Source organism: Streptomyces sp. JJ66, from assembly GCF_019303495.1.
Lineage (GTDB): Bacteria > Actinomycetota > Actinomycetes > Streptomycetales > Streptomycetaceae > Streptomyces.
Window position 1 is genome coordinate 46,546 of the sequence record NZ_JAEVFI010000015.1, and the last position, 23,517, is coordinate 70,062.

Below are 23,517 nucleotides of genomic sequence, written 5' to 3' on the forward strand. Positions count from 1 at the left end.
GGAGGTGTCGGCGACGTATTGCAGAGTGATCGCCGGATTGGGTGGTTTTGCGGGATCGAGTTGCGCACGAGTTCCCCGTCGATGTTGGTCATCGGGTCCTGACATGCGGGATAATGGCAGCGAAGCAACGTGTGCAACGCCGGTGGCTCCCTGCCTGTCCAGGGGCGCTCGGCTGACGATGAGCTGGGTTTCAGGAAGGGGAACGAGCATGGCGGCCATGAAGCCGCGGACGGGCGATGGCCCGCTCGAGGTGACCAAGGAGGGGCGGGGCATCATCATGCGCGTTCCGCTTGAGGGCGGTGGGCGACTCGTCGTCGAGCTGACCCCGGACGAGGCGGTCGCCCTCGGCGAGGAGATCAAGAAGGTCTGCGACTGACCCGTCCCACCCTCCCAAGCCCCGTGCCGCCGCTGCCCGCCAGCGGCGGCACGTTTCTTCCGCCCCCGGTCCGGGCCGGGGGCGGACTCAGGCGCCAGCGCGCGGCACCGTGCGACGCACCGCGGCGGGCGGGCGGTGCGCACCGCGTCCGGGTCAGAGCCGTCTACCCGCCCTACGCCCCGCGCGGCACCGCGCACAGCAGTCCGTCGCCCACCGGCAGCAGCGACGGCAGCAGCGCCCCGCTGTCCCGCACGGTCCGCAGCAGCTCCCGCACCGCCAGCACCTCCTCTGGCTGCACCCCGGAGTCCACCGTGCGCCCGTCCGCGAAAATGCCCTCGAAGCAGACCAGCCCGCCCGGCCGCAGCAGGCGCAGCGACTCGCTCAGGTAGTGCGGGTACTCCAGCCGGTTGCCGTCACAGAAGACGAGGTCGTAGCCGCCGTCGGCCAGCCGGGGCAGCACGTCCAGCGCCCTGCCGGGGATGAAGCGCGCCCGGTTCGCGGCGAAACCCGCCGCGCGGAACGCCTCGCGCGCGAACTGCTGGCACTCCGGCTCGATGTCCACGGTCGTCAGGACACCGTCGGGCCGCATGCCGTGCAGCAGGTGAAGTCCGGAGACGCCGGTGCCGGTGCCGATCTCCGCGACGGCCCTCGCCCCCGTCGCCGCGGCCAGCAGCCGCAGCGCCGCGCCGGTACCGTCGGACACCGGCCGAAGGCCCGCGTCCCGCGCCCGGTCACGGGCCCAGGACAGCGCGACGTGCACCGCGTCGTCGGCGGTCTGGCCGCCATACGCATCGGCGAACGCCCAGCTCGTCAGCCGGTTGCCGGTAATCTCCCTCTCCCGTCCCCGTGAATCACCAACGGCGACTGTATCCGCTGCCCGGGGAACCCGCTGATGGGACCACTCGTTGGTAAAGGAGCGGCGCCCGCTCGCCGCCGGTGCGGCGGGTCAAAAGCCGGTCAAAGACGTTTATCCGGAGCTAACGGGTGAGGTGGCTATGGTAGGGGCTCCACTGGACACCACCAGAGCCACCAGGGGAGGTGCGGCTCCACACGGCGTCCGGGGAGTGCTGAGGTACTTCCGCCGGCCGCCCACCGAGCCATCATCCGTGACCGACACCGCTGACCACCGCCAGGCCGCCGACTCCGCATCCCGCGCGACGCCCCCCGCCCGGGCCACCTTCGCCACCGATGCGGACGGCCAGGCGTGGACTCCTCCGTCCTGGGAGGAGATCGTCAGCACGCACAGTGCACGGGTGTACCGCCTCGCCTACCGGCTGACGGGCAACCAGCACGACGCGGAGGACCTGACGCAGGAGGTCTTCGTCCGCGTCTTCCGCTCCCTCTCGACGTACACCCCGGGCACGTTCGAGGGCTGGCTGCACCGGATCACCACCAACCTCTTCCTGGACATGGTGCGCCGCAAGCAGCGCATCCGGTTCGACGCGCTGGCCGACGACGCCGCCGAGCGCCTGCCCAGCCGCGAGCCGTCCCCGCAGCAGCACTTCAACGACACCCACTTCGACGCCGACGTGCAGCAGGCGCTGGACACCCTCGCGCCCGAGTTCCGCGCGGCCGTCGTCCTGTGCGACATCGAGGGCCTGTCCTACGAGGAGATCGCCGCCACGCTCGGCGTGAAGCTCGGCACCGTGCGCAGCCGCATTCACCGGGGCCGCTCCCACCTGCGCAAGGCCCTGCAGCACCGGTCGCCCACGCGCCGTGGTGCCCGTCGCGCCACCCCCGTCACCGTGGGTGTGGCGGAGGATGGGGGCGCGGCATGAGCGGAGCCCTGCGGCCCACCGCGGCCGAGCAGCACCTAGGGGACCGGCTCGCCGCGCTCATCGACGGCGAGCTGAACCACGACGCCCGCGAACGCGTGCTGGCCCACCTGGCGACATGCCACAGCTGCAAGGCCGAGGCGGACGCCCAGCGCCGGGTCAAGAGCGTCTTCGCCGACACCGCGCCCCCCGCGCCCTCCGAGGGCCTGCTCGCCCGGCTCCAGGGCCTGCCCGTCACCGCGCAGGACACGGACCGGCGCGGCGACGATGACGGCCCGCGCTCCCCGCTGGCCTTCGACTACCTCTCCGGTGCCACCCCGCCGGGCGACCGCCTGCGCCCGTACAGCGGCTTCCGGGTGCACCGGCTCGACGCCGACCGCGCGGCCGGGCGGGAAGCCGAGCGCGGGTCCGTGGTACGCGGGCGGCGCCGGTTCGCCTTCGCCGCGGCGGGCGCGTTCTCGCTGGCCGCCGTGACCCTCGGCGGCGCGCTGGGCAGCCAGGCGCCGACGGGTCAGTCGGCCTCGTCCCCGGGCCCGGGGACCGCACCGCCACGGCCGACAGCGGGCGTGGAGCGTCCGGCCGAGCGCCGGGAGTTCGCCGGACAGACCGCCTCACCCACCCGCCGTGGCACGCACAGCCGTTTCGCCCCGAGCGGCCCGACGGCCGCCCCCGGCATCGCCGCGCGGTCCGCTCCCGGCATGGGGCTGCCCTACCGCCCGGCGGTCGCCCACGCGCCCGGGGTGCCGTTCACACCGGTGCCGCCCCCGTCCCTGCGCACCACGTCCGCCCAGCGCCCCTCACCCGCTCCGGGCACGACGCCGATGGCCGTCTCACAGCGTCCCTGAGCCAGGCACGCTGCGCCCCCGCTGCCGTACCTGGTTCAACATGATCTGGCAAGGAATCCCGGCCCTTTAGGGCTCGGGAGGAATTGCTTCCTTGTGCCGGAGGCGTGGAGTGCCGGAGTTCTCTGCGCCTTCGTCTGTGCCGGTCAGTCGGGCCGCTTCTGGTTTTCGATGTATTCCTTGACCACGGCGAGTGGGGCGCCGCCAGCGGAGGCCGCGAAGTAGGACGGCGACCAGAAGTGCTCACCCCACAGGTACCTCTTGATGTGGTCGGTGTACTCCTTGCGCAGGTAGTGCGCGGAGACGCCCTTGAGGGAACCGACCAGGGCGGACAGCTTGACCTGGGGCGGGTAGTGGATGAGCAGGTGGACGTGGTCGCGTTCGCCGTTGAACTCGCGCAGCTCGGCGTTCGCCTTGGCGCACACCTCTCGCATGATCTCTTCGCATCTGGTCAGGATGTCGTCGGTGAAGACGCCGCGCCGGTACTTCGGGACGAAGACCAGGTGTGCGTGCAGGGTGTAGACGACGCTGCGGCCCCTACGGATATCAGGGTTTGGCTCCCATCTCGGTGACATAGACACGATGCTAAGATGATCAGCGTGAAGGTCGTCGTCCAGGTCAAGCTGACGCCGTCGCCCGAGATGGCCACGGCGCTCGAAGCGACCCTGCACGCGGCCAACGACGCAGCGAACTGGCTGTCCGCCGAAGCGCACCAGCGTGGCGAGTTCTCCCGCAAAGCGTTGCAGGGCTTCGCCTACCACGACCTCAAGGCGCGGGGCCTGTCGGCTCAGCCCGCGCTGCACGTACTGCGCAAGGTCGCCGACGCCTACACCACCCTGCGGGCGAACATCCGGAATGGAAACTTGGGCAAGCCGGGCAGCAAGCGTCGGACCAAGGCCGAGTTTAAGCCGATCGTCTTCCGGCCGAACGCAGCGCAGCCGTACGACGATCGCTGTCTCAGTTGGCAGACGGACGAACAGACCGTGTCCATCTGGACCACGTCCGGGCGTATCCGGGGCGTGCGGTTCGCCTGCTCCGGGCAGGCTCGCAAGCTGCTGGCCGAGTACCGCAAGGGCGAGTCTGATCTCGTCCACCGGGACGGCATGTGGTTCCTGACCGCCACGTGCGAGGTACCCCAGGCCGCCCACTACGAGCCGACCGATTTCCTCGGAGTGGACCTCGGCATCGTCAACATCGCCACCACCTCCGACGGGAAGATCCACGCCGGACGCGAGCTGAACCGGTACCGCAAGCGGCAGCTGGCCCTGCGGGCCAAGCTCCAGAAGAAGGGCACCAAGTCCGCTAAGCGGCTCCTCAAACGGCAGCGCCGCAAGGAACAGCGCAAGGCGACCCTGGCCAACCACATCATCTCTAAGCGCATCGTGACCGAGGCTGAACGCACCGGGCGCGGAATCGGCATGGAAGACCTTGCCGGTATTCGCCAACGGGTACGGCTTCGCAAGCCCCAACGGGTCGCGCTGCACTCCTGGGCCTTCGCCCAGCTCGGACAGTTCGTGGACTACAAGGCGCGCCGCGCCGGAGTCCCCGTCCTGTTCGTTGACCCCGCATACACCTCCCGCATGTGCGCGGAGTGCGGGCACACGGACAAGCTGAACCGTGTCTCTCGGGGACGGTTCGCGTGCCGGTCGTGCGGATTCGTTGATCACGCCGACCGCAATGCCTCCCGCAACATCCGCGCACGAGCGCGGAAGATCTGGCGAAGCGGGGCGGAGTCACACGCCCCTGCACCCGCCTAGGGTGCTGGACGGAGGAGACCACCCGGCAGCCAGTCAGGCTCTACCTCCAAGCCTGGCCCTCTAGGGCCGGGTAGTTGACTGCAGGGCCTGGTCGCGGGCTCGGCGCTGGTTCCCAGCCCCGGACGCGGCCGCAAGGCAGTGGGACGGCAGCGGGGGCTGCCGCACGAGTGCGAGTGTGGGGATGACATGGACGAGGCCGAGCCCACGGCGAGCGGTACGCAACGGGAGTGGTGGAGCCGCCCGGGCCCGCCGCCCGGTCCGCAGGCGGCGTCCACGCCGCCCCCGGCGCGGTCTGCCGAGGCTGCGCAGCCCTCCGCGCCGCTGCACGGGGAGGACGTGTACGCCACTCCGCCCTACGGCGACCCGGGCCCCTGGTCCCCGGCGCCGCCCGTCCAGCACCCCGGCGGTACGCCCGCCTCCGGCACCCCGGCCCCGGGTACCTCAGCACCGGAGCCGGCGGGGTCCGCGACCCCGGCCGCGCCGACGAGCGCCCCCCGGCCGGGCGCAGCCCAGCCCAGCGCTCCGCAGCCGGGCTTGCCCCAGCCGGGTCCGCCCCAGCCGGGTCCGCCCCAGGCGGCCGGGCCGCCGTCGGCCTACGCCGTGCCCCCGGTCCCGGCGCCCGCCCCGGCCCCGGTGGCTGGGCCCGCCGCCCCGTCCACCCTGGCCGAGGCCCCGCCCTCCGCCTCCTGGAGCGGTTACGACCCCTGGGCGCAGCCCCAGCCCGTGGCCCCGGCCGCCTCCGGTGGGCAGCGCAAGGGGCCGCGTCCCGGGCGTCTGCTCGCCGCCGCCCTGGTGCTCGCGCTGATCGCCGGACTCGGCGGCGGCCTGCTGGGCGCCTACCTCGAACGCCAGGGCCTCTTCGGCACCGTGACGTTGCCACAGGCGTCCGGGGAGGAGCTCCAGCGGCCCGCTGGCAGTGTCGCCGGGATCGCGGACGCCACCCTCCCCGGCGTCGTGACCCTGCACGTGCAGGGCCCTGCCGAGTCGGGCACCGGTACCGGCTTCGTGCTGGACGACAAGGGGCACATCCTCACCAACGACCACGTGGTGGCACCGGCCCGGGAGGACGGCCGCATACAGGTCACCTTCCACAGCGGTGAGACGGCCGCCGCCACCCTCGTGGGCGGCGACACCGGCTACGACCTGGCCGTGGTGAAGGTGGACGGCGTGGTGAACCTCAATCCGCTGCCGCTGGGCGACTCCGACCCGGTGAAGGTCGGTGACCCGGTGGTGGCCATCGGCGCCCCGTTCGACCTCGCGGGCACCGTCACCTCCGGAATCATCAGCGCCAAGGAGCGCCCCATCGTCGCCGGGGGCCAGAACAGCGCGAGCGACGTCAGCTACGTCAACGCGCTGCAGACCGACGCCGCGATCAACCCGGGCAACTCCGGCGGACCCCTCGTGGACGCCGAGGGCCGCGTGATCGGGGTCAACTCCGCCATCCGCTCGGCCGGTGGTTCGCCCGACAGCCAGGGCGGCTCCATCGGCCTGGGCTTCGCTATCCCGGTCAACCAGGCCAAGCGTGTCGCCGAGGAACTGATCAACACTGGCCGGGCGACGCACCCGGTGATCGGCGTCCGCGTGGACATGACGTACGCCGGTAACGGCGCCCGCATCGGTTCGTCCGAGGGCGAGGAGCCCGGCGTCGTACCCGGCGGCCCGGCCGACGACGCCGGGCTGCGCGACGGCGATGTGGTCACGGCGGTGGACGGCGAGGCCGTCCGCAACGGCGAAGAGCTGATCGTCAGAATCCGCAGCCACCGCCCCGGCGATGTCCTCGACCTGACGATCGAGCGCGACGGCAGCGAACGCACCCTCGCGGTCACCCTGGGTTCGGCGAGCTGACGCGCGCCCCGCGCCCAAGGCCCCGGCGGACACCCAGCCACCGCACCGGCTCCCGGTGCGCCGCTTTGGGCGGGTACCGTTGCGGCAGGTCGGTGATGTCTTCCCGGCGCGGGGAGCGGTCAGCTAAGGAGCGCGGCACGGTGTTCATGGACATGGGGCCACTTGAGTTCGCGGTGCTGTTCATCCTCGCGGTGCTGCTCTTCGGCCCCGACAAGCTGCCGAAGCTGATCCAGGACGTCGCCGGGTTCGTCCGCAAGATCCGGCAGTTCTCGGACAGCGCGCGCGACGACATCCGCAACGAGCTGGGCCCGGACTACCAGGACTTCGAGTTCCAGGACCTGCACCCCAAGCGGTTCGCGCAGAAACACCTGATGGGCGACGGTGACGCGCTCGGGCTGGGGGAGCTCCGCAATGACCTGGACGTGCGCGAGGACCTGCGCCGGTTCGACCTGCGCAAGGAACTGTCGGAGGTTGCCGACGCGGTGAACGGTCGGGACACTCCCGGGCCCGTGGCGGCGGACGGCGCCAGCGGCACGCCCGATCTGCTGCGGAAGAAGGACACCACGGCCGCCGGTGAGCGTCCGCCCTTCGACGCCGACGCCACCTGACCCCCCCACCGCGCTCGCCCACCGCGCCGCAATCGCTCGCACTCCGCGCCCTCCGCACCGCGCCCGCCCCGTCCGCACCGCCTCGCGTCCGGCCCGGGATCATCCGCTCACGGCCCGTACCACGGAGCACACCGGCCCGACATGCAGGGGTGAAAGCGGATTCATCACCTGATCAACTGATCCCCTGATCTGATACGGGGCGTCTCAGTAGTTATCCTCCCTGTGTCCGGGGCAGGAGTAGCCCGGGTGTCACCGGCGAGGAGGCTTCAGGCACATGGAGAGCACCAGACGGGCGGCACAGGCACCGGCGTTCGCCCCCGCCCCGTCCGTCGCGCAGCGCAATGTCGAGGGCTACCTCATGGCCGCCTTCCCCTGGTACGGCCTGGACGAGGCATACGCGGGTCCGCGCTGGCTGATGCAGGTCGGCACCGCGGCGGACGGCACCGTCGAGCACGGTGCCACCGGGCACGGCGAGCAGCCCTCGCTGCGGCTGGAGGCCGACCCGCATGACCAGCGGTTCGCCGTGGTCGTCACCGTCGCCAGCCGCCCGAAGCGGCAGAGCGCGGACGGCACCGGCACGCTGGAGGCCACGTCCGTCTCCTCGGCGGCCTGGCTGGCCGGTTCCGGCCTGCTGTCGTGCACCTGGCCCACGCACATGGAGCGCTCCCTGCGCCAGGACTGGCTGGACCAGCAGTCAGCCATCGCCTGGGACCTGGCCGACCACCTCGGTGAGGAGGGCTGGTCGAGCCTCACCCTCCCGGTGGACGGCGTGCCCACCCCGTTCCACTACCGCGACTCCGCGTACGGCTGGGTCCTCGCCGGAACCACTGGCAACGACGTGCACCTGGGCTGCTACGGGCGCGGGCTGAGCGCCTACGGGCTCGGGTTCAGCGTGATCGACGACCTGACGGCGTACGCCGGGCAAACCGATCCCGCCCCGCACTGACCCACGGTGCCACCCGCGCGAGGAGGCAGCGGGGCGGCGCGGGCCGAACCCGGCGGCCCGGCGGCTTCAGAACTTGTTGCGCGGCGTGATGCCCAGCGACATGCCGGACAGCCCGCGCTGGCGGCCGCCGAGCTTGCCCGCGACCGAGCGGATCGCGGCGCCAGCGGGGGAGTCGGGGTCGGTCAGCACGACCGGCTTGCCTTCGTCACCGCCCTCGCGCAGCCGCACGTCGATCGGGATGGAGCCGAGCACCGGCACGTGGGTGCCCGTGGTGCGGGACAGCCCGTCCGCGACGCGCTGGCCGCCGCCGGTGCCGAAGACGTCCACCATCTCGTCGCAGTGCGGGCACGGCAGCCCGGACATGTTCTCCACCACGCCCACGATCTTCTGGTGCGTCTGCACCGCGATGGACCCGGCGCGCTCGGCGACCTCGGCCGCCGCCTGCTGCGGCGTCGTGACGACCAGGATCTCCGCGCCCGGGATCAGCTGGGCCACCGAAATCGCGATGTCACCGGTGCCCGGGGGCAGGTCGAGCAGCAGCACGTCCAGATCGCCCCAGTAGACATCCGCGAGGAACTGCTGCAGGGCGCGGTGCAGCATCGGTCCGCGCCACACCACGGGTGCGTTGCCCGGGGTGAACATGCCGATGGAGATCACCTTCACGCCGTTCGCCGACGGCGGCATGATCATGTCCTCGACCTGTGTCGGACGCCCCTGGGCGCCCAGCATGCGCGGCACGGAGTGCCCGTAGATGTCGGCGTCCACCACGCCGACCTTCAGCCCGTCCGCCGCCATCGCGGCAGCCAGGTTCACCGTCACCGACGACTTGCCGACGCCGCCCTTGCCGGACGCCACGCAGTACACGCGGGTCAGCGAGTTCGGCTGCGCGAAGGGCACCTCACGCTCGGCCTGGCCACCGCGCAGCGTGCTGGCCAGTTCGCGGCGCTGCTCGTCGCTCATCACATCCAGCTCGACCTCGACGCCGGTGACGCCCGCGACGCCGCGCACGGCCTCGCTCACCCGCGAGACGATCGTCTCGCGCATCGGACAGCCGGAGACCGTGAGGTAGACGGCGACGGCCACCGAACCGTCCGCCGCGATCTCGACCGACTTCACCATGCCCAGGTCGGTGATCGGGCGGTTGATCTCCGGGTCGTTCACCGTCGCGAGCGCGGCGCGCACCGCCTCGTCGGTGGGAGCCGGTCCGTACGTGTCGGTAGCCATACGACGATGGTACGGCGCCCGCTGTGCTCCCTTCACGGGGCTTGCCCGCCTTCCCCCTCGGGGCGGGGACACGGCAGGGGTAGGGTGCGGTTGCCCACCCCCCACACAGCGGAGGAAGCCGACGTGACAGCCTCACCCCGACGCGCCCGGGGCGTCAGGAGTGCGGTGACGGGCACGGTCTGCGCGGCGCTTGTGGCGTTGCTCACGGCCTGCGGCGCGGACGACCCGGACGCCGGTACCAACGGGGTCGGCAAGCTGTCGGCCGCGCAGATCGAGAAGCGCGCGCGCCAGGCCGCGGACGCCGCCGAGGCCGTCCGCCTGTCCGGGACGCTCGTCAGCGACGCCCGCACCTACCGGCTCGACATGCGCCTCACCGCCGAGGGCGGCGTCGGTGAGGTCGCCGCGAAGGGCGGCACGCGGTTCGAGCTGCTGCGGGTGCGGGAGGACCTGTACCTCAAGGCCGACGCCGAGTTCTGGGCCCACCGGGAGCAGGAGGGCGAGGAGCCCAGCAAGGCCGACCGCGAGGCCGCGGGCAAGCTCGACGGCAAGTACGTGAAGGTCCCGCCCGCCGACCCCTCCTACGCGCAGTTCAGCGCCTTCACGGAGATGGACGTGCTGCTGGACCTGGTGCTGGCGCTGGACGGTACGCGCGAGACCGGTGCGCGCGGCGAGGTGGACGGCGTCCGCACGATCCGCGTCAGCGCTGATGGCGGGCGCGGCGGGACGATGGACGTCTCCCTCGTCGGCACGCCCTACCCGCTGCGGCTCCAGCGCGCCGGGGACGCGGGCACGGTGACGATGACGAACTGGAACACGGAGTTCTCCCTACGCCCGCCGGACGAGCAGCAGGTCGTTGACTACGGCAAGAAGATCACTGAGGACTGAGGGCAGCGAGCTGAGGGCTGAGCTGGCATGGTCGGGTGGCTCTCGCCCCGGGTGTCGCTCCGCCTGCCAGCCCGCCCGGGTATGACCACTGCCACACGCTGTGGTGACGAGCACGGGGTACCCCTTCGTCCGGTGGACGTGACCGCACCCGAGCGCACCGGAGAGTGACGATGCCCGAAGCCGCCGCTGGAGCGCAGCGCACCCAGGCCGCGGCCCAGGGCCGCATGGCCCGCACCCGGCAGTGGCTGACCCGGGCCGGGTCCCAGGGGCATGAGCGGCACACCCTGGCCCTCATCGGCAAGAGCACGCTCGCGGCCACCGTCGCGTGGGTGATCGCCCACGACGTCCTGGCCGCGCAGTCGCCTGCCTTCGCGCCGTTCTCGGCGGTGCTGATCATGCAGGTCACGGTCTACCAGTCACTGCTCCAGGCGCTGCGCTACGTCGGCGCGGTCGTGGTGGGTGTGGGCCTGCAGGGCGTGCTGGGCTTCCTCGCCGGTCCGCATCTGCTCACCTTCGTGCTGGTGGCGGTGGCCGCACTGCTCATCGGACGGTGGCGGCCGCTGGGCTCCCAGGGGTCCCAGGTCGCCACGGCGGCCTTCTTCGCCTACTCGATCTACGTCGCGGCTGGCAGCGAGAGCGAGCGATGGACCCAGCTCGGGCACATCATCGTCCTGGTGCTCATCGGCTGCGGCGTCGGAGTGCTGGTGAACACGCTGATCCTGCCTCCCATGCGCTACCGCAGCGCCGAGCACGGCATCCACACCCTCGCCCACTCCCTGTGCAACCTGATCGGCGACATGTACCCGGCGCTGCGCGAGGGGAAGCTGGACGAGGAACGCACCCGGCACTGGCGGCAGCGCGCCTCCCAGCTGGGCTCGATCGTGCAGCAGGCCCAGTCCGCCGTGCACACCGCCTGGGAGAGCACCTTCTACAACCCCCGCCGCTTCCTGCGGCGCCGCTACCGGCGCCGCACCTCGTTCGCCGGGTACCAGGCGGTCGTGGACGCCCTCGAACGCGTCTCCTACCAGGTGGCGTCCATGACGCGCAGCCTCGACCAGTGGTCCGCCGCCGACGGCAGCCGGGGGTACCGCGACTTCACCCGCGCCTACGGCGACTTCCTGGCCGCCCTGGCCCGCGTCGGCGAGCTGCTCAGCCAGATCGACGAGGACCACCTGGCGGAGCAGGCCCAGCAGCTGTGCGAGGCCGCCGGGGAAGCCCAGGAGTGCCGCGACCGGCTGGAAGACGGCGCGCGGGACAGCGATCTGCCGCTCAGCGACCCGGCCCAGCCGTACGGCGTCCTCCTGGCCGAGGCGACCCGGCTGATGGACGAGTTCCAGTACACCTGCGATGTCCTCCACAACGGCGTGGACACCGCCGCGTCCCCGGCCGCAGAGCGCACCACCGGGGCGTCCCGGCGTGAGTCCTAGCCGGTGCGGCGGCGGCCCAGCAGACGGGGGAGCGCGGCCGGGATGGGGCGGCGAGTGGTGGCCGGGGTGGCCAGGGGCACCGCCGCCGTGGAGGAGTCGGGCATCGCGCCGGGGCGTTGCAGCGGGGCGCCGTCGGGGACCAGGCGCAGCACGCGGCACTCGGCGGCCCACCGCTCCAGCACCTGGTCGAAGTCGGGGGCGTTCAGGCGCTTGCCCTTGAGTTCCCCGGCCGTGGCACTCCAGGCTTCCGTGCCCGGTTCCAGCACGCTGACCCGGGCTGGGAAGACGACGAGGCGGCCGCCCTTGTCCTTGCTGCGGACGCTGACCGTCGCGGCGGCTCCGTCCGCCAGGGCGAGCCCGTCCAGCGGTTGTTCCCCCGGGCCGCCGCCGACCACGCACACCGCGCCCTCGTGCCACACGTGCCACAGCGCACGCGCCGGGCCCTGTGGGCCGCGCACCCACACCAGGGCGGACTTCTTCGCGGCCTCTTCGACGAGGGCCCGCTCGAAGCGGGCACTGGCGGCGGAGGCGGCGTCGGTCATGGGGCGACCTTACCGCGCGGCGCCGGGTCAGCAGCGTGGCTCCTGCTTGCCCCTTACCCTGGGCGGGTCGGGCGCGTCGTCGCGTGGGCGTCAGGCCCGTTCTCACGTGGCCGAGCGGGTCGAGGGCCACGGGCAAGGACCGGAAAGGGGTGGGGGAGCGTGGTGGTGCGTGGGCACGGGGCGGACCTGTTCCTGCTGGCCGTGGCGGTGTCGGGCATCTCGCTGTCCGCCCCGCTGATCGCGGCCACCGCAGCGCCCGCGCTGGCCATCGCCTTCTGGCGCAACGCGATGGCCGCGGGCGTCCTCACCCCGCTCGCGCTGTGGCGGCACCGGGCCGAGCTGCGCGGGATGAGCCGCCGGAACGTGGCCCTGGCGGGCGCGGCCGGGATGCTGCTGGCGCTGCACTTCGGGCTGTGGCTGCCGAGCCTGCACCTGACGTCGGTGGCCTCCTCCACCGCGCTGGTCACCACCACACCGATCTGGACGACGCTGCTGCTGCGCCTGCGCGGCCACCGGCAGCCCCGTGCGGTGTGGGCGGGCACGGCGGTGGCGTTCTGCGGGGTGCTGCTGCTCACCGGCGTGGACCTCGCGCTGTCCCCGCGCGCCCTGGCCGGGGACGCGCTCGCGCTCGCGGGCGGCATGGCGGCGGCGGGCTACGTGCTGCTGGGCGCGCGGGTGCGGCAGGCGGTGTCCACCACCGCCTACACCTTCGTCTGCTACACCACCACCGCCGTGGTGCTGCTGGCGGTGTGCCTGGTGGCGGGCGCGGACCTGGGCGCCCGGTACAGCGGCGAGACCTGGCTGAAACTCGCCGTCCTCACCCTCGCCGCGCAGCTGCTCGGGCACAGCCTGCTCAACCGTGTGGTGCGGGGGCTGGGGCCGTCGGTGACGTCCACGGCGATCCTGCTGGAGACCCCGGGCGCGGCGCTCATCGCGGCCCTGTGGCTCGGCCAGACGCCGCCCGCCGCCGCCTACCCGGCGCTCGCGGTGATCCTGGCCGGGCTGCTGCTCGTGCTGCGCGCACCCGTGGCCGCCCGGCCCCCGGTGCCCGAGGCGTGAGGGGCGCCCGGCCTCTTGCCCTGGCCGGCTACAGCCAGCCGTTGCGCTTGAAGCCGCGGTGGATACCGGCGCAGATGCCGAAGATCACCAGCATGACCAGGGGGTAGCCGTACTTCCAGTCCGTCTCGGGCATGTACGAGAAGTTCATGCCGTACACCCCGGCGATCATCGTCGGCACCGCGAAGATCGCCGCCCACGCGGTGATCTTCCGCATGTCCTCGTTCTGCGCGACGGTGGCCTGCGCGAGGTTGGCCTGGAGGATGGAGTTGAGCAGGTCGTCGAAGGAGAGCACCTGCTCGTTGACGCGGGCGAGGTGGTCGGCGACGTCGCGGAAGTACTTCTGGATGTCCGGGTCGATGACCCGCATCGGCCGCTCGCTGAGCTGCTGCATCGGCCGCAGTAGCGGGGAGACGGCCCGTTTGAAGCCCAGCACCTCGCGCTTGAGCTGGTAGATGCGCCCGGCCTCGCCGCCGCCGCGCACCGGGGAACGGCCCGTGCTCTGCTGCGAGAAGACGTCAATCTCGACGTCGTCGATGTCGTCCTGGACGGCGTCGGCGACCGCGAGGTAGCCGTCCACGGCGTGGTCGGCGATGGCGTGCAGCACCGCCGAGGGGCCCTTGGCCAGCAGCTGGGGGTCCTCCTCCAGCCGGTGCCGCAGGCCGCGCAGCGAACCCCGGGCGCCGTGCCGGACGGTGATGATGTAGTCGGCGCCGGTGAAGCACATCACCTCGCCGGTCTCCACCACCTGGCTGCCCGCCGAGCGGTCGGCGTGCGCGCGGTAGTGAATGGTCTTGATCACCGTGAACAGCGAGTCGTCGTAGCGCTCCAGCTTTGGCCGCTGGTGGGCGTGCACGGCGTCCTCCACCGCCAGCGGATGCAGCCCGAACGCCTCGGCGATGCCCGCGAACTCCTCCTGCGTCGGCTCGTGCAGCCCGATCCACACGAACCCCTCGCCGCTCTCGGGCTCCCGGACCGCCGCCAGCGCCTCGCGCGGCCCCAGCGACCCGGTGACGCGGCGGCCCTCGCGGTAGACGCCGCAGTCCACCACCGCGCTGGACGCCACGGACGTCAGGGCGGCCTCGTAGCGTCCGGTGGCCAGGTGGCGGCGGAACGGACGGCGGGCGGGCCGGACGGCGGCGCGCAGATCGCGGATCATCGACATGCTGGGCTCCTCGCGGGGGTCACGCGGAATGAGCCGCCAGCGGCATGGGTGCGGACAGGCGCCGGGCACGGGAGGACCAGGCCAAAAACGGCGGACGCGGGACGCCGTCGGCCGCGCGCGGTAACGGGCGTGTCGCGCGGGGCGGGGTCTGCGGTGGTGCCTGGCCGGTGGGAGAGTGCGGGGCGTCGTCCTCAGCAGGGCCGCTGCCGGAGGGGAGACGGGCTGCTACTGCACGGTCGACTGGGATCCATGTCCGCCCACCTCCTTCGGCCAGCCCCCGTGGGGGAAGCTCGGTTCGTGCCCTTGACAGTCGGTCAAGGCTAGCACTCACGATGCGAACCGCCGCCCACGCAGGGGTGAAATCCGGCGTCTCTTTGCCCAATTCATACGCGCCCTAAACTCCGGGGCATGACTGATGTGCGGGAACGGGTGGAGGAGCGGCTGCGTGGCGCGCTCGGCGAACCGGACGCCAGGGCGGCGGTGACCTTCCTGGGCACCGACCGCATCGAGGTGCTGCGGTTCCCCGAACCCGGCACCGCGCCCGGCCCCGGAGGCGACGAGCCGAGCGGGCCCCTGGTGCGGTACGCCACGCTCGGCATGTCCGCCGCGCCGATGACCGACCCCACGGCCGCGATCGCCGACCCCGAGCGCGGCCCGCGCGCCGAACTGCTGCTGACGGTGCGCGCCGGGCTCGCCGACACCGACCGGGTGCTCCGGCCGCTGGCGGTGCTCGCCGCCTCGCCGCAGGTCGAGGGCGTCGTCGTCGCCCCGGGGGCCTCGCTCGACGTCGGCGAACCGCTGTGGCCCGGCGCCCCGTTCACCTCCGTTCTCGTCGGCGAGCCCGGCGGCCTGGTCGCGGACCTGGAGCTGCCCGCCCCGCGCGAGCCGGTGCGCTTCCTGCCGCTGCTGCCCATGACGCCGACCGAGGCCGCGTGGAAGCGGGTGCACGGCGCGCAGGCGCTGCACGAGCGCTGGCTCGCCCACGGCACGGACGTGCGCGACCCGCAGCGCACGGCGGTACCCCTGAGTGGGTGACCGTCCTTGACGAAGCAGGCCCCAGGGAGCACCGTGGATGCCCATGAGGGGCGAACCCAGTTGCCCGAAGTGCGGTGGCAGGGTCAGGGCGCCCGGCCTCTTCTCCGACACCTGGCAGTGCGACGTGCACGGCAGCGTGCACCCGCTCCAGCCGGTGATTCCGCCGAGCGTGGACGCCCTCGCGGTGGTGCTGGGGCGCACCCAGGTACCGGTGTGGATGCCGTGGCCCCTCCCTGTCGGCTGGCTGTTCACCGGCGTCGCCTGCGCCGGGGATGACCGCAGCGGGGGCCGCGCCACCGCCATCGCCTGCTCCGGTCCCAGCCCGCTGGGCGGGCCCGGCGAGCTGCTGCTGATCGCCGAGGAACTGGGGGTAGGGCTCGGCTCCCGGTTCGCCGGGATCGACGGGCCGGACCCGGGCCCCCACCTGGACATCTCCGGCCGCCCCGAGGCCAAGGTGCTGGCCGCCGGGCGCCCCACCCCGCTGTGGCACGTCGCCGGCGCCCCCGAGGACCGGGCCGTCTTCGCCGGCGAGGCGCGCGGGATGTGGCTGTGGGCCATCACCTGGCCCGGCCGCTCCGGCATGCTCCTCTACGACGAGCTGGTGCTCACCGACCTGCGGGACGCGGGCGCCGAGGTGGACCTGGTGCCGTGCGGGGCGCTGTCCCCCCGGCTGCTGAGCTGACGCACCGGGGCCGCCGCCGGGGTGCGCCTGCCGTGGGGTGGCCGGAACCACACCCACCGGCGGCCGCCACGGGCCGGGGCCGTCGCTAGACTGGGCCGGTCCCGGAGTGTGTCGAGTGCTGGAGTGTGGCGGTGCGCATCGATCTGCACACGCACTCCACCGCGTCCGACGGCACCGACACCCCCGCCGAGCTGGTCCGGGGCGCCGCCGCGGCGGGGCTGGACGTCGTCGCCCTCACCGACCACGACACCGTGGCCGGGCACGCCGAGGCCATCGCCGCGCTGCCCGCCGGGCTGACGCTGGTCACCGGGGCCGAACTCTCCTGCCGACTGGACGGGGTGAGCCTGCACCTGCTGGCCTACCTCTTCGACCCGCAGGAGCCACAGCTGGCCCGGGAACGCGAGCTGGTCCGCGACGACCGGGTGCCTCGGGCGCGGGCGATGGTCGCCAGGCTCCGGGAGCTGGGCGTACCGGTCACCTGGGAGCGGGTCGCCGCCATCGCCGGGGACGGCGCCGTGGGCCGCCCGCACATCGCCACCGCCATGGTCGAACTCGGCGTGGTGCCCGACGTCTCCGCCGCGTTCACCGACCAGTGGCTCGCGAACGACGGCCGCGCCTACGTCGAGAAGCACGAGCTGGACCCGTTCGAGGCCGTGCGGCTGGTCAAGGGCGCCGGGGGCGTCGCCGTCTTCGCGCACCCGATGGCCGTCAAACGCGGCCAGTGCGTGCCCGAGTCCGCCATCGCCGAGCTGGCCGCCGCCGGGCTCGACGGCATCGAGGCCGACCACATGGACCACGACCCGGCCACCCGCGCCCGCCTGCACGGGCTCGCCGCCGACCTCGGCCTGCTGGCCACCGGCTCCAGCGACTACCACGGCAGCCGCAAGACCTGCGCCCTGGGCGAGCACCTCACCGCCCCGGACGTCTACGCCGAGATCGCCGCGCGCGGCTCCGGCGCCCAGCCCGTCACGGGCTGACCCCGGCCGCCCCTGTCCTTCCACCACGCACGCAAGGCATCACCGTGTTCGACGCCGCCGTCTTCGGATCGCTGTTCCTCACCCTGTTCGTCATCATGGACCCGCCCGGCATCACGCCGATCTTCCTGGCGCTCACCTCCGGCCGCCCGGTGAAGGTGCAGCGCCGCATGGCCTGGCAGGCCGCACTCGTCGCCTTCGGCGTCATCACCGTGTTCGGCCTGTTCGGGCAGCAGATCCTCGGCTATCTGCACGTCTCCACGCCCGCGCTGATGATCGCGGGCGGTCTGCTGCTGCTCCTGGTCGCCCTCGACCTGCTCACCGGCAAGACCGACGAGCCGAAGCAGACCAAGGAGGTCAACGTCGCCCTGGTGCCGCTGGGCATGCCGCTGCTGGCCGGGCCCGGCGCGATCGTCTCGGTGATCCTCGCCGTGCAGCGCGCCGACGGCGTCACCGGACAGGTCAGCGTGTGGCTGGCCATCGCGGCCATGCACGTCGTCCTGTGGCTGACGATGCGGTACTCGCTGGGGATCGTGCGGATCATCAAGGAAGGCGGCGTGGTGCTGGTGACCCGGCTGTCCGGCATGCTGCTGTCGGCCATCGCCGTCCAGCAGATCGCGAACGGCGTCACCCAGTTCATCCAGGGCTGACGCTGCCGCCAGGGCTGACGCTGCCGAAGAACGCGGCGAGCGCGGTTGCCGTCGCGGCGGGCTGCTCGGCGTTCGGGGAGTGGTCGGCGCCCTCGATCACCGTGCGGTGGGCGCCCAGGCGACGGGTCATGTCGTCCAGGAGCGGCACCGGCCAGGCGTAGTCACTCGCGCCGGACAGCACGTGCACCGGAAGGCCCACGGCGGCCAGCTCCGCCACCCGGTCCGGTTCGGTGAGCAGGATGCGGCCGGTGACGGACAGCTGCGCGGGCCGCGTGGCCATCCAGCGGTCCCGCAGGAAGCGGGCCAGACGCGGATCGGTGACGGCGTCGGCGGCCTCCGGCGGGTCCAGCGCGCGCATCCGCTCCCACACCTGCGCCATGTCCAGCGCGCCCAAGGCGCCCAGCAGCAGCTCCAGCCGTTCCTGCTGCGGCTGCGCGACGGCGCCCGGCCCGCTGCTGAGCAGGGTGAGCGAGCGGAACGGGGCGGCATCGCGCAGGACGGCGGCCCGGGCGACAAGGCCACCGAGGGAGTGGCCGACGAGGTGCAGCCCGGGCGCGTCGAGCGCGGCGGCCTGCGCGAGCACGTCGTGCGCGAGCTCGGGCAGGGCGTAAGCGTCCTCGGTGCGCGGGCCCGGCGACTCGTACTGGCCCCGCCCGTCCACGGCGACGACGCGGAAACCGGCGTCGGCCAGCGGCGCCAGCAGGGCGATGAAGTCCTCCTTGCTGCCGGTGAACCCGGGCAGCAGCAGGGCGGTGCCACGGCAGGCGGTGCCCGAGGGCACGATGTCATGGGCGGCGAACTCGCCCCGCGCGGTGGGCAGGCGGCAGGCGCGGGCGCCGGGCGGGAGCGTCAGGAACGGCGGCTTGCTCATGCGCCGACGCTAGCGGTGTCCTCCCGGGAGCCCGCCTGCCCCCTCCCCTTCCCGAAAGCAGGGAGGTGCCCCAGACCCGGGAACGTGGTCGGCCGGGATCTGGGGCACCGGGGAAAGCCTGAGGCCCAAGCCCGGCATGAGCCGGACTTGGGGGCGGGGCTCAGTCCGCCTTGGGCGCGCCCGAGCGGGTGCGGCGGCGACGGCGGCGCGGCGTGCGCGCGGCGCCCTCGGTTCCCGTACCGGCGTCCGGTGCGGACGCGGCCGGCTCAGCCTTCGCGGGTGCGGCCGCCGCCCCCTCGACCGGAGCGCCACCGCGCGTGCGACGGCGCTGACGCGTGCTGCGGCGCGCGGGCCGCTCCTCGCGCGTACCGCTCGCGGAGCCCACGGCCTTCGCCCCCCGCGCGCGGCGCGGTGGCCGCTCGCCGAGGTCCTCGACCTCCTCCGCCGCGAGCCCGGCCCGGGTGCGCTCCGCCCGGGGCAGGACGCCCTTGGTGCCCTCGGCGATGCCCAGCAGCTCGTGCAGGTGCGGGGAGGTGGAGTAGGTCTCCTCCGGGTCCGGGAACGGCAGCTCCAGCGCCTTGTTGATCAGCTGCCAGCGCGGGATGTCGTCCCAGTCCACCAGCGTGACGGCGGTGCCGGAGGCGCCCGCGCGGCCGGTGCGGCCGATGCGGTGCAGGTAGGTCTTCTCGTCCTCGGGGCTCTGGTAGTTGATGACGTGCGTGACGCCCTCGACGTCGATGCCGCGCGCGGCCACGTCGGTGCACACGAGCACGTCCACCTTGCCGTTGCGGAACGCCCTGAGCGCCTGCTCGCGGGCGCCCTGGCCCAGGTCACCGTGGACGGCCCCGGCGGCGAACCCGCGCCGGGTCAGCTGCTCGGCGAGGTCGGCGGCCGTGCGCTTGGTACGGCAGAAGATCATCGCCAGTCCGCGGCCCTCGGCCTGCAGGATGCGCGCGACCATCTCCTGCTTGTCCAGCGAGTGCGCGCGGAAGACGTGCTGGGTGGTGTTCGCCACCGTGGCGCCCTCGTCGTCCGGCGCGGTGGCGCGGATGTGGGTGGGCTGCGACATGTAGCGCCGGGCCAGCGAGATGACCTGCCCGGGCATCGTCGCGGAGAACAGCATGGTCTGCCGCTTGGCCGGGAGCTGCTGGATGATCTTCTCGACGTCGGGCAGGAAGCCGAGGTCCAGCATCTCGTCGGCCTCGTCGAGTACGAGCGCCCTGATCTGCTTCAGGTTCAGCTTGCGCTGGCCGGCGAGGTCGAGCAGGCGGCCCGGCGTGCCGACGACGATGTCCACGCCCTTGCGCAGGGCCTCGACCTGCGGTTCGTAGGCGCGGCCGCCGTAGATGGACAGCACCCGCACGTTGCGGACCTTGCCCGCGGTGAGCAGATCGCCGGTCACCTGCTGGCACAGCTCGCGGGTGGGGACGACCACGAGCGCCTGCGGGGCGTCGGTGAGCTGCTCGGGCGTGGCCCGGCCGGACTCGACGTCGGCGGGCACGGTGACGGCCTCCAGAAGCGGCAGACCGAAGCCGAGCGTCTTGCCGGTGCCGGTCTTGGCCTGGCCGATGACGTCCCCGCCCGCGAGGGCCACGGGCAGGGTCATCTCCTGGATGGGGAACGGGGTGGTGATGCCGACGGCCTCCAGGGCCTCGGCGCTTTCGGGGAGAATCCCGAGTTCACGGAATGTCGTGGTGGACAGGAGCTTGCCTCTTCCATGAGACGCGGGATGAGGCGGCGAGGCGGGTCGTACCGCGCCAGCGCGGGGGATCGCGCGGCGCAGGACCACGTGCTCTCGCTCAAGCGCCCATCTCGCGCGAGCGGTCCCTCACAGTGCGGAGGGCGGTCTGGTCGGAGCCGATCGTGCTACCGACCGGGCATCCGCGTTCCGTTCCGGGGCCGTTACCCCGGTGTGGGACTACATGCGGTGCGGGACCAGGCTTGGGGCCGACCCCACGGCACACCGCGCTGACGCACAGTGCGACCCGTCGAAATCTCCGGCGGGCTCATATCACTGTACCGCGAAACCGCGCAGGTGTAGGGGGCCGCGTCCGGTTCGCGGGTGTGGGCCGGTCGCGGACGGCACCGCCCTGGGGGCTTTCGCAGCAGGTGGGGCGGGCTATTGTGCCCAGCATGGAGACGCCTGAGACCTCTGCCACCCCCTCGCAGCCCGCCGGTTCCCGCACGCCCGGCGCTACCGCCGCCGGCCAGGCGGCCGAGGCGCCCCGGACACCGGGCGGGGTCGCCGCGCAGGACTGGGCGGAAGCCGCCGCCGACCCGCACTACCGGGAGGCCGTCATCGACCTGCTCGGTGCCCTTGCCTACGGCGAGCTGGCGGCCTTCGAGCGGCTGGCGGAGGACGCCAAGCTGGCGCCGTCGCTCGCGGACAAGGGCAGGCTCGCGGCGATGGCCTCGGCGGAGTTCCACCACTTCGACACCCTGCGCGAGCGGCTCACCCAGATCGACGTGGACCCGGAGCGGGCGATGGAGCCGTTCGTGGCCTCCCTGGACGAGTTCCACCGCCAGACGGCGCCCTCGGACTGGCTGGAGGGGCTGATCAAGGCTTACGTCGGCGACTCGATCGCGTCCGACTTCTACCGCGAGGTGGCCGCGCGCCTGGACTCCGACACCCGCGCGCTGGTGCTCGGCGTGCTGGATGACACCGGGCACTCCAGCTTCGCGGTGGAGCGGGTGCGGGCGGCGATCGAGGCGGACCCGCGCGTCGGCGGGCGGCTCGCGCTGTGGGCGCGGCGGCTGATGGGCGAGGCGCTGTCGCAGGCGCAGCGCGTGGTGGCCGAGCGGGACGCCCTGTCCACGATGCTGGTGGGCGGCGTCGCCGCGGGCTTCGACCTCGCGGAGGTGGGGCGGATGTTCTCGCGCATCACCGAGGCGCACACCAAGCGCATGGCCGCCCTGGGGCTGGCGGCGTAGACCCGGCTGCGGCAGGCCCAGCGGCGGGGCGCGCCGCGTCCTGGCGGTTACTGGCCCGGCTGGGCCACGCGGCGGCGCGGAGTGAGCAGGAGAGAGACCAGGGCGGCGGCCACCAAAGCGGCCAGGGTGAGGGCGATGAGCAGGTGCCCGGGGCCCAGGACGGCGCGGGTGACCAGGCCGCCCACCGCGGCGGCGACCGCTCCGGTGGCCAGCACCAGCGGGGCGCTGGTGAAGCGGCCGGGCAGCCAGCGCAGCGCGGCCAGCGCGACGGCCAGGCCGAGCAGAGCGGAACCGAGTGCTTCCCCGAGCATGGGCACCTCCGAGCCGCGGGCACAACAGGACATTCCCGCTCTTACCCCGGAGACCGGGGACGTCAAACGGCGGCGGGAAGGTGATCCTTTCCGGCCGCCGTTTGACGTCGTGAGGCGCCTGCGCGCCCTGCGCTCAGACCGCGCCGAAGCCCACGCGGCGCGCGGCCGGGTCGCCGATGTCGATGTAGGCGAGACGGTCGGAGGGCACCAGGACCTTGCGTCCGTGCTCGTCCTCCAGGCTCAGCAGGCCCGCCTTGCCGGCCAGGGCCTCGGCCACCGTCTGCTCGATCTCCTCCGGCTGCTGCCGGCTCTCCAGCGTGATCTCACGGGGCGTGTGCAGCACGCCGATCCTGACCTCCACGCGTTGTCCCTTCCGACACGTTGCCAACGGTCACTCCCGGCGCGGTGAACCGCGCCCTGTGCCTTCACCCTAGCCCGCGAGAGCAGCCGCTTTGGCCGCCCCCGCAACGCCGGGAGCGAACACGGACGCGAGCTCAGTCGTGCATCGGAAACCCGGCGATGCCGCGCCAGGCGAGGGAGGAGATCAGCGTCGCGGCGGCGTCGCGCGGGATCTGCTGGCCCGCGCCGAGCCAGTAGCGCGCGGTGATCTGGGCCATGCCGCACAAGCCGACGGCCAGCAGCATCGCCTGCTCCGGCGGCTGGCTGGTGTCCTCGGCGATGACGGCGCTGACCGCCTCCGCGCACTCCAGGCTGACCTTCTCCACGCGCTCGCGCACCGCGGGCTCGTTCGTCAGATCGGACTCGAAGACGAGCCGGAAGGCGCCGCCCTCGTTCTCCACGAACGCGAAGTAGGCGTCCATGGTGGCGGCCACGCGCTGCTTGTTGTCCGTGGTGGACTCCAGCGCCGCGCGCACCGCTTGCAGCAGGGCGTCGCAGTGCTGGTCCAGCAGGGCCAGGTAGAGGTCCAGCTTGCCGGGGAAGTGCTGGTAGAGCACCGGCTTGCTGACGCCCGCGCGGTCGGCGATGTCGTCCATCGCGGCGGCGTGGTACCCCTGGGCGACGAACACCTCCTGGGCGGCCCCCAGCAGCTGGTTGCGCCGTGCCCGCCGCGGCAGGCGCGTACCCCGCGGGCGTGCCTCGGTCTGCTCGATGGCTGTCACGCCGCCTCCCTGGATCGTTCCGCGCGCGCAGTCGCGCCGCGTCCCTCATCGTACTTTTCGGTAACCCGGGTGCGCGCGGCAGCGGGCGAGGTTTTCACCTATCGGACGCCCGGTCCCCCACGGCCGCCCGGTGTGCCCTGGTCTGCGCAGGTGCGGCGGGACCGGCCAGGGGGGACGAGCGGGGACTCACCGGTAGTCGTCCTCGTCGAGCTCCACCACGCGCGCCTGTTCGGCGGCGTCGGCGGGATTGACGGCGTCCAGTTCCTCGCCGCTCAGCGGGCGGTCCTGGAAATCCACGACCTCGGTGCGCTGCTCGGCGGCGTCGGCTTCGGGCGTCTCCGGGTCGGGGACGCCCGCGGGAGTGGGGTAGCTCTCGTCGTCCATGGCTTCCTCGAAGGTCTCCGGCTCTGTGGGATCTACTGGCATAACGCCACCCCTTACCCCGATGGCCACTCCTTACACGAGCCTATGGCGCGCGCGGGCGCGGCGCGAGG

The 23,517-nt window shown here is 73.1% G+C and carries 25 protein-coding genes and 1 pseudogene; 15 read left to right on the forward strand and 11 right to left on the reverse strand.

Annotated elements, in window-relative coordinates; all coding sequences use genetic code 11:
- Positions 1–208: 208 nt before the first annotated feature.
- Positions 209–376, forward strand: a complete 168-nt coding sequence (locus JJV70_RS12685; RefSeq protein WP_219047977.1) for a DUF3117 domain-containing protein — start codon at positions 209–211, stop codon at positions 374–376.
- Between the two features lie 172 nt (positions 377–548).
- On the opposite strand, the gene JJV70_RS12690 is transcribed toward JJV70_RS12685, so the two are convergent.
- On the reverse strand, positions 549–1,205 hold the full coding sequence (locus JJV70_RS12690) for a class I SAM-dependent methyltransferase (protein ID WP_219048075.1): 657 nt from the start codon (positions 1,203–1,205) through the stop codon (positions 549–551).
- A gap of 166 nt (positions 1,206–1,371) precedes the next feature.
- Here JJV70_RS12690 and sigE point away from each other — a divergent pair, with 166 nt between their 5' ends.
- Positions 1,372–2,154 (forward strand): RNA polymerase sigma factor SigE, encoded by a 783-nt coding sequence (sigE, locus tag JJV70_RS12695; RefSeq protein ID WP_257573849.1) that lies wholly within the window; start codon positions 1,372–1,374, stop codon positions 2,152–2,154.
- On the forward strand, positions 2,151–2,996 hold the full coding sequence (locus tag JJV70_RS12700) for a zf-HC2 domain-containing protein (protein ID WP_219047978.1): 846 nt from the start codon (positions 2,151–2,153) through the stop codon (positions 2,994–2,996). Before sigE ends, JJV70_RS12700 begins: the two co-directional genes overlap by 4 nt.
- A 143-nt stretch (positions 2,997–3,139) precedes the next feature.
- Here JJV70_RS12700 and tnpA read toward each other — a convergent pair whose 3' ends face one another.
- Complete coding sequence (gene tnpA / locus JJV70_RS12705) at positions 3,140–3,568, reverse strand: IS200/IS605 family transposase (protein ID WP_219047979.1); 429 nt, start codon at positions 3,566–3,568, stop codon at positions 3,140–3,142.
- A gap of 15 nt (positions 3,569–3,583) precedes the next feature.
- Here tnpA and JJV70_RS12710 point away from each other — a divergent pair, with 15 nt between their 5' ends.
- From JJV70_RS12710 to JJV70_RS12725, 4 genes are all read left to right on the forward strand, one after another.
- A complete protein-coding gene (locus JJV70_RS12710; RefSeq protein WP_219047980.1) occupies positions 3,584–4,750 on the forward strand; it encodes an RNA-guided endonuclease TnpB family protein in 1,167 nt (388 codons plus the stop codon).
- A 186-nt stretch (positions 4,751–4,936) separates the two neighbouring features.
- Positions 4,937–6,595: a S1C family serine protease gene (locus JJV70_RS12715; RefSeq protein WP_219047981.1), complete on the forward strand. Its 1,659-nt coding sequence runs from the start codon at positions 4,937–4,939 to the stop codon at positions 6,593–6,595.
- A 140-nt stretch (positions 6,596–6,735) separates the two neighbouring features.
- Positions 6,736–7,203 (forward strand): sec-independent translocase, encoded by a 468-nt coding sequence (locus JJV70_RS12720; RefSeq protein WP_219047982.1) that lies wholly within the window; start codon positions 6,736–6,738, stop codon positions 7,201–7,203.
- Between the two features lie 274 nt (positions 7,204–7,477).
- Positions 7,478–8,149, forward strand: coding sequence for a hypothetical protein (locus JJV70_RS12725; RefSeq protein ID WP_219047983.1), 672 nt, complete (start codon positions 7,478–7,480; stop codon positions 8,147–8,149).
- 66 nt (positions 8,150–8,215) lie between these two features.
- On the opposite strand, the gene JJV70_RS12730 is transcribed toward JJV70_RS12725, so the two are convergent.
- Positions 8,216–9,373 carry an Mrp/NBP35 family ATP-binding protein gene (locus JJV70_RS12730; RefSeq protein ID WP_219047984.1) on the reverse strand — a complete coding sequence of 386 codons (1,158 nt, stop codon included), beginning with the start codon at positions 9,371–9,373 and terminating at the stop codon, positions 8,216–8,218.
- 123 nt (positions 9,374–9,496) lie between these two features.
- Between JJV70_RS12730 and JJV70_RS12735 the strand changes: the two genes are divergently transcribed.
- Positions 9,497–10,258: a hypothetical protein gene (locus JJV70_RS12735; protein WP_308294800.1), complete on the forward strand. Its 762-nt coding sequence runs from the start codon at positions 9,497–9,499 to the stop codon at positions 10,256–10,258.
- Between the two features lie 170 nt (positions 10,259–10,428).
- Entirely contained in the window at positions 10,429–11,685 is a 1,257-nt protein-coding gene (locus JJV70_RS12740; protein WP_257573850.1) for an aromatic acid exporter family protein, read from the forward strand.
- Here JJV70_RS12740 and JJV70_RS12745 read toward each other — a convergent pair.
- Positions 11,682–12,227, reverse strand: a complete 546-nt coding sequence (locus tag JJV70_RS12745) for a hypothetical protein (RefSeq protein ID WP_219047985.1) — start codon at positions 12,225–12,227, stop codon at positions 11,682–11,684. The two genes, JJV70_RS12740 and JJV70_RS12745, sit on opposite strands and share 4 nt — an antisense overlap.
- Before the next feature lie 165 nt (positions 12,228–12,392).
- Between JJV70_RS12745 and JJV70_RS12750 the strand changes: the two genes are divergently transcribed.
- Positions 12,393–13,286 (forward strand): DMT family transporter, encoded by an 894-nt coding sequence (locus JJV70_RS12750; RefSeq protein WP_308294801.1) that lies wholly within the window; start codon positions 12,393–12,395, stop codon positions 13,284–13,286.
- Between the two features lie 28 nt (positions 13,287–13,314).
- Here the strand turns inward: JJV70_RS12750 and JJV70_RS12755 are convergent, their stop codons facing one another.
- Positions 13,315–14,448 carry a magnesium and cobalt transport protein CorA gene (locus JJV70_RS12755; protein ID WP_219047987.1) on the reverse strand — a complete coding sequence of 378 codons (1,134 nt, stop codon included), beginning with the start codon at positions 14,446–14,448 and terminating at the stop codon, positions 13,315–13,317.
- A 408-nt stretch (positions 14,449–14,856) separates the two neighbouring features.
- On the opposite strand from JJV70_RS12755, the gene JJV70_RS12760 reads away from it, so the two are divergent.
- The 4 genes from JJV70_RS12760 to JJV70_RS12775 all read left to right on the forward strand — a co-directional run bounded on the left by JJV70_RS12760 (position 14,857) and on the right by JJV70_RS12775 (position 17,789).
- The gene (locus JJV70_RS12760) at positions 14,857–15,483 is read left to right on the forward strand and encodes a suppressor of fused domain protein (RefSeq protein ID WP_219047988.1); all 627 of its coding nucleotides are present in this window, start codon (positions 14,857–14,859) and stop codon (positions 15,481–15,483) included.
- Positions 15,484–15,526: 43 nt separating this feature from the next.
- Positions 15,527–16,165 (forward strand): DUF6758 family protein, encoded by a 639-nt coding sequence (locus tag JJV70_RS12765; protein WP_219047989.1) that lies wholly within the window; start codon positions 15,527–15,529, stop codon positions 16,163–16,165.
- Positions 16,166–16,296: 131 nt separating this feature from the next.
- Complete coding sequence (locus tag JJV70_RS12770) at positions 16,297–17,142, forward strand: PHP domain-containing protein (protein WP_219047990.1); 846 nt, start codon at positions 16,297–16,299, stop codon at positions 17,140–17,142.
- A gap of 44 nt (positions 17,143–17,186) precedes the next feature.
- On the forward strand, positions 17,187–17,789 hold the full coding sequence (locus tag JJV70_RS12775; protein ID WP_219047991.1) for a MarC family protein: 603 nt from the start codon (positions 17,187–17,189) through the stop codon (positions 17,787–17,789).
- Here JJV70_RS12775 and JJV70_RS12780 read toward each other — a convergent pair.
- Both JJV70_RS12780 and JJV70_RS12785 read right to left on the reverse strand, forming a co-directional pair.
- Complete coding sequence (locus tag JJV70_RS12780) at positions 17,776–18,660, reverse strand: alpha/beta fold hydrolase (RefSeq protein ID WP_219047992.1); 885 nt, start codon at positions 18,658–18,660, stop codon at positions 17,776–17,778. The two genes, JJV70_RS12775 and JJV70_RS12780, sit on opposite strands and share 14 nt — an antisense overlap.
- Before the next feature lie 160 nt (positions 18,661–18,820).
- Positions 18,821–20,541: pseudogene (locus JJV70_RS12785) on the reverse strand (DEAD/DEAH box helicase).
- A 252-nt stretch (positions 20,542–20,793) separates the two neighbouring features.
- On the opposite strand from JJV70_RS12785, the gene JJV70_RS12790 reads away from it, so the two are divergent.
- Positions 20,794–21,591, forward strand: coding sequence for a ferritin-like fold-containing protein (locus JJV70_RS12790; protein ID WP_219047993.1), 798 nt, complete (start codon positions 20,794–20,796; stop codon positions 21,589–21,591).
- 47 nt (positions 21,592–21,638) lie between these two features.
- Here JJV70_RS12790 and JJV70_RS12795 read toward each other — a convergent pair whose 3' ends face one another.
- The 4 genes from JJV70_RS12795 to JJV70_RS12810 form a co-directional block, all read right to left on the reverse strand.
- Positions 21,639–21,902, reverse strand: coding sequence for a hypothetical protein (locus tag JJV70_RS12795; protein WP_219047994.1), 264 nt, complete (start codon positions 21,900–21,902; stop codon positions 21,639–21,641).
- A 133-nt stretch (positions 21,903–22,035) separates the two neighbouring features.
- Positions 22,036–22,263 carry a DUF3107 domain-containing protein gene (locus tag JJV70_RS12800; protein WP_219047995.1) on the reverse strand — a complete coding sequence of 76 codons (228 nt, stop codon included), beginning with the start codon at positions 22,261–22,263 and terminating at the stop codon, positions 22,036–22,038.
- A 133-nt stretch (positions 22,264–22,396) separates the two neighbouring features.
- Positions 22,397–23,023 (reverse strand): TetR/AcrR family transcriptional regulator, encoded by a 627-nt coding sequence (locus JJV70_RS12805; RefSeq protein ID WP_219047996.1) that lies wholly within the window; start codon positions 23,021–23,023, stop codon positions 22,397–22,399.
- Positions 23,024–23,209: 186 nt separating this feature from the next.
- Positions 23,210–23,449 (reverse strand): hypothetical protein, encoded by a 240-nt coding sequence (locus JJV70_RS12810; protein WP_219047997.1) that lies wholly within the window; start codon positions 23,447–23,449, stop codon positions 23,210–23,212.
- Positions 23,450–23,517: the final 68 nt, after the last annotated feature.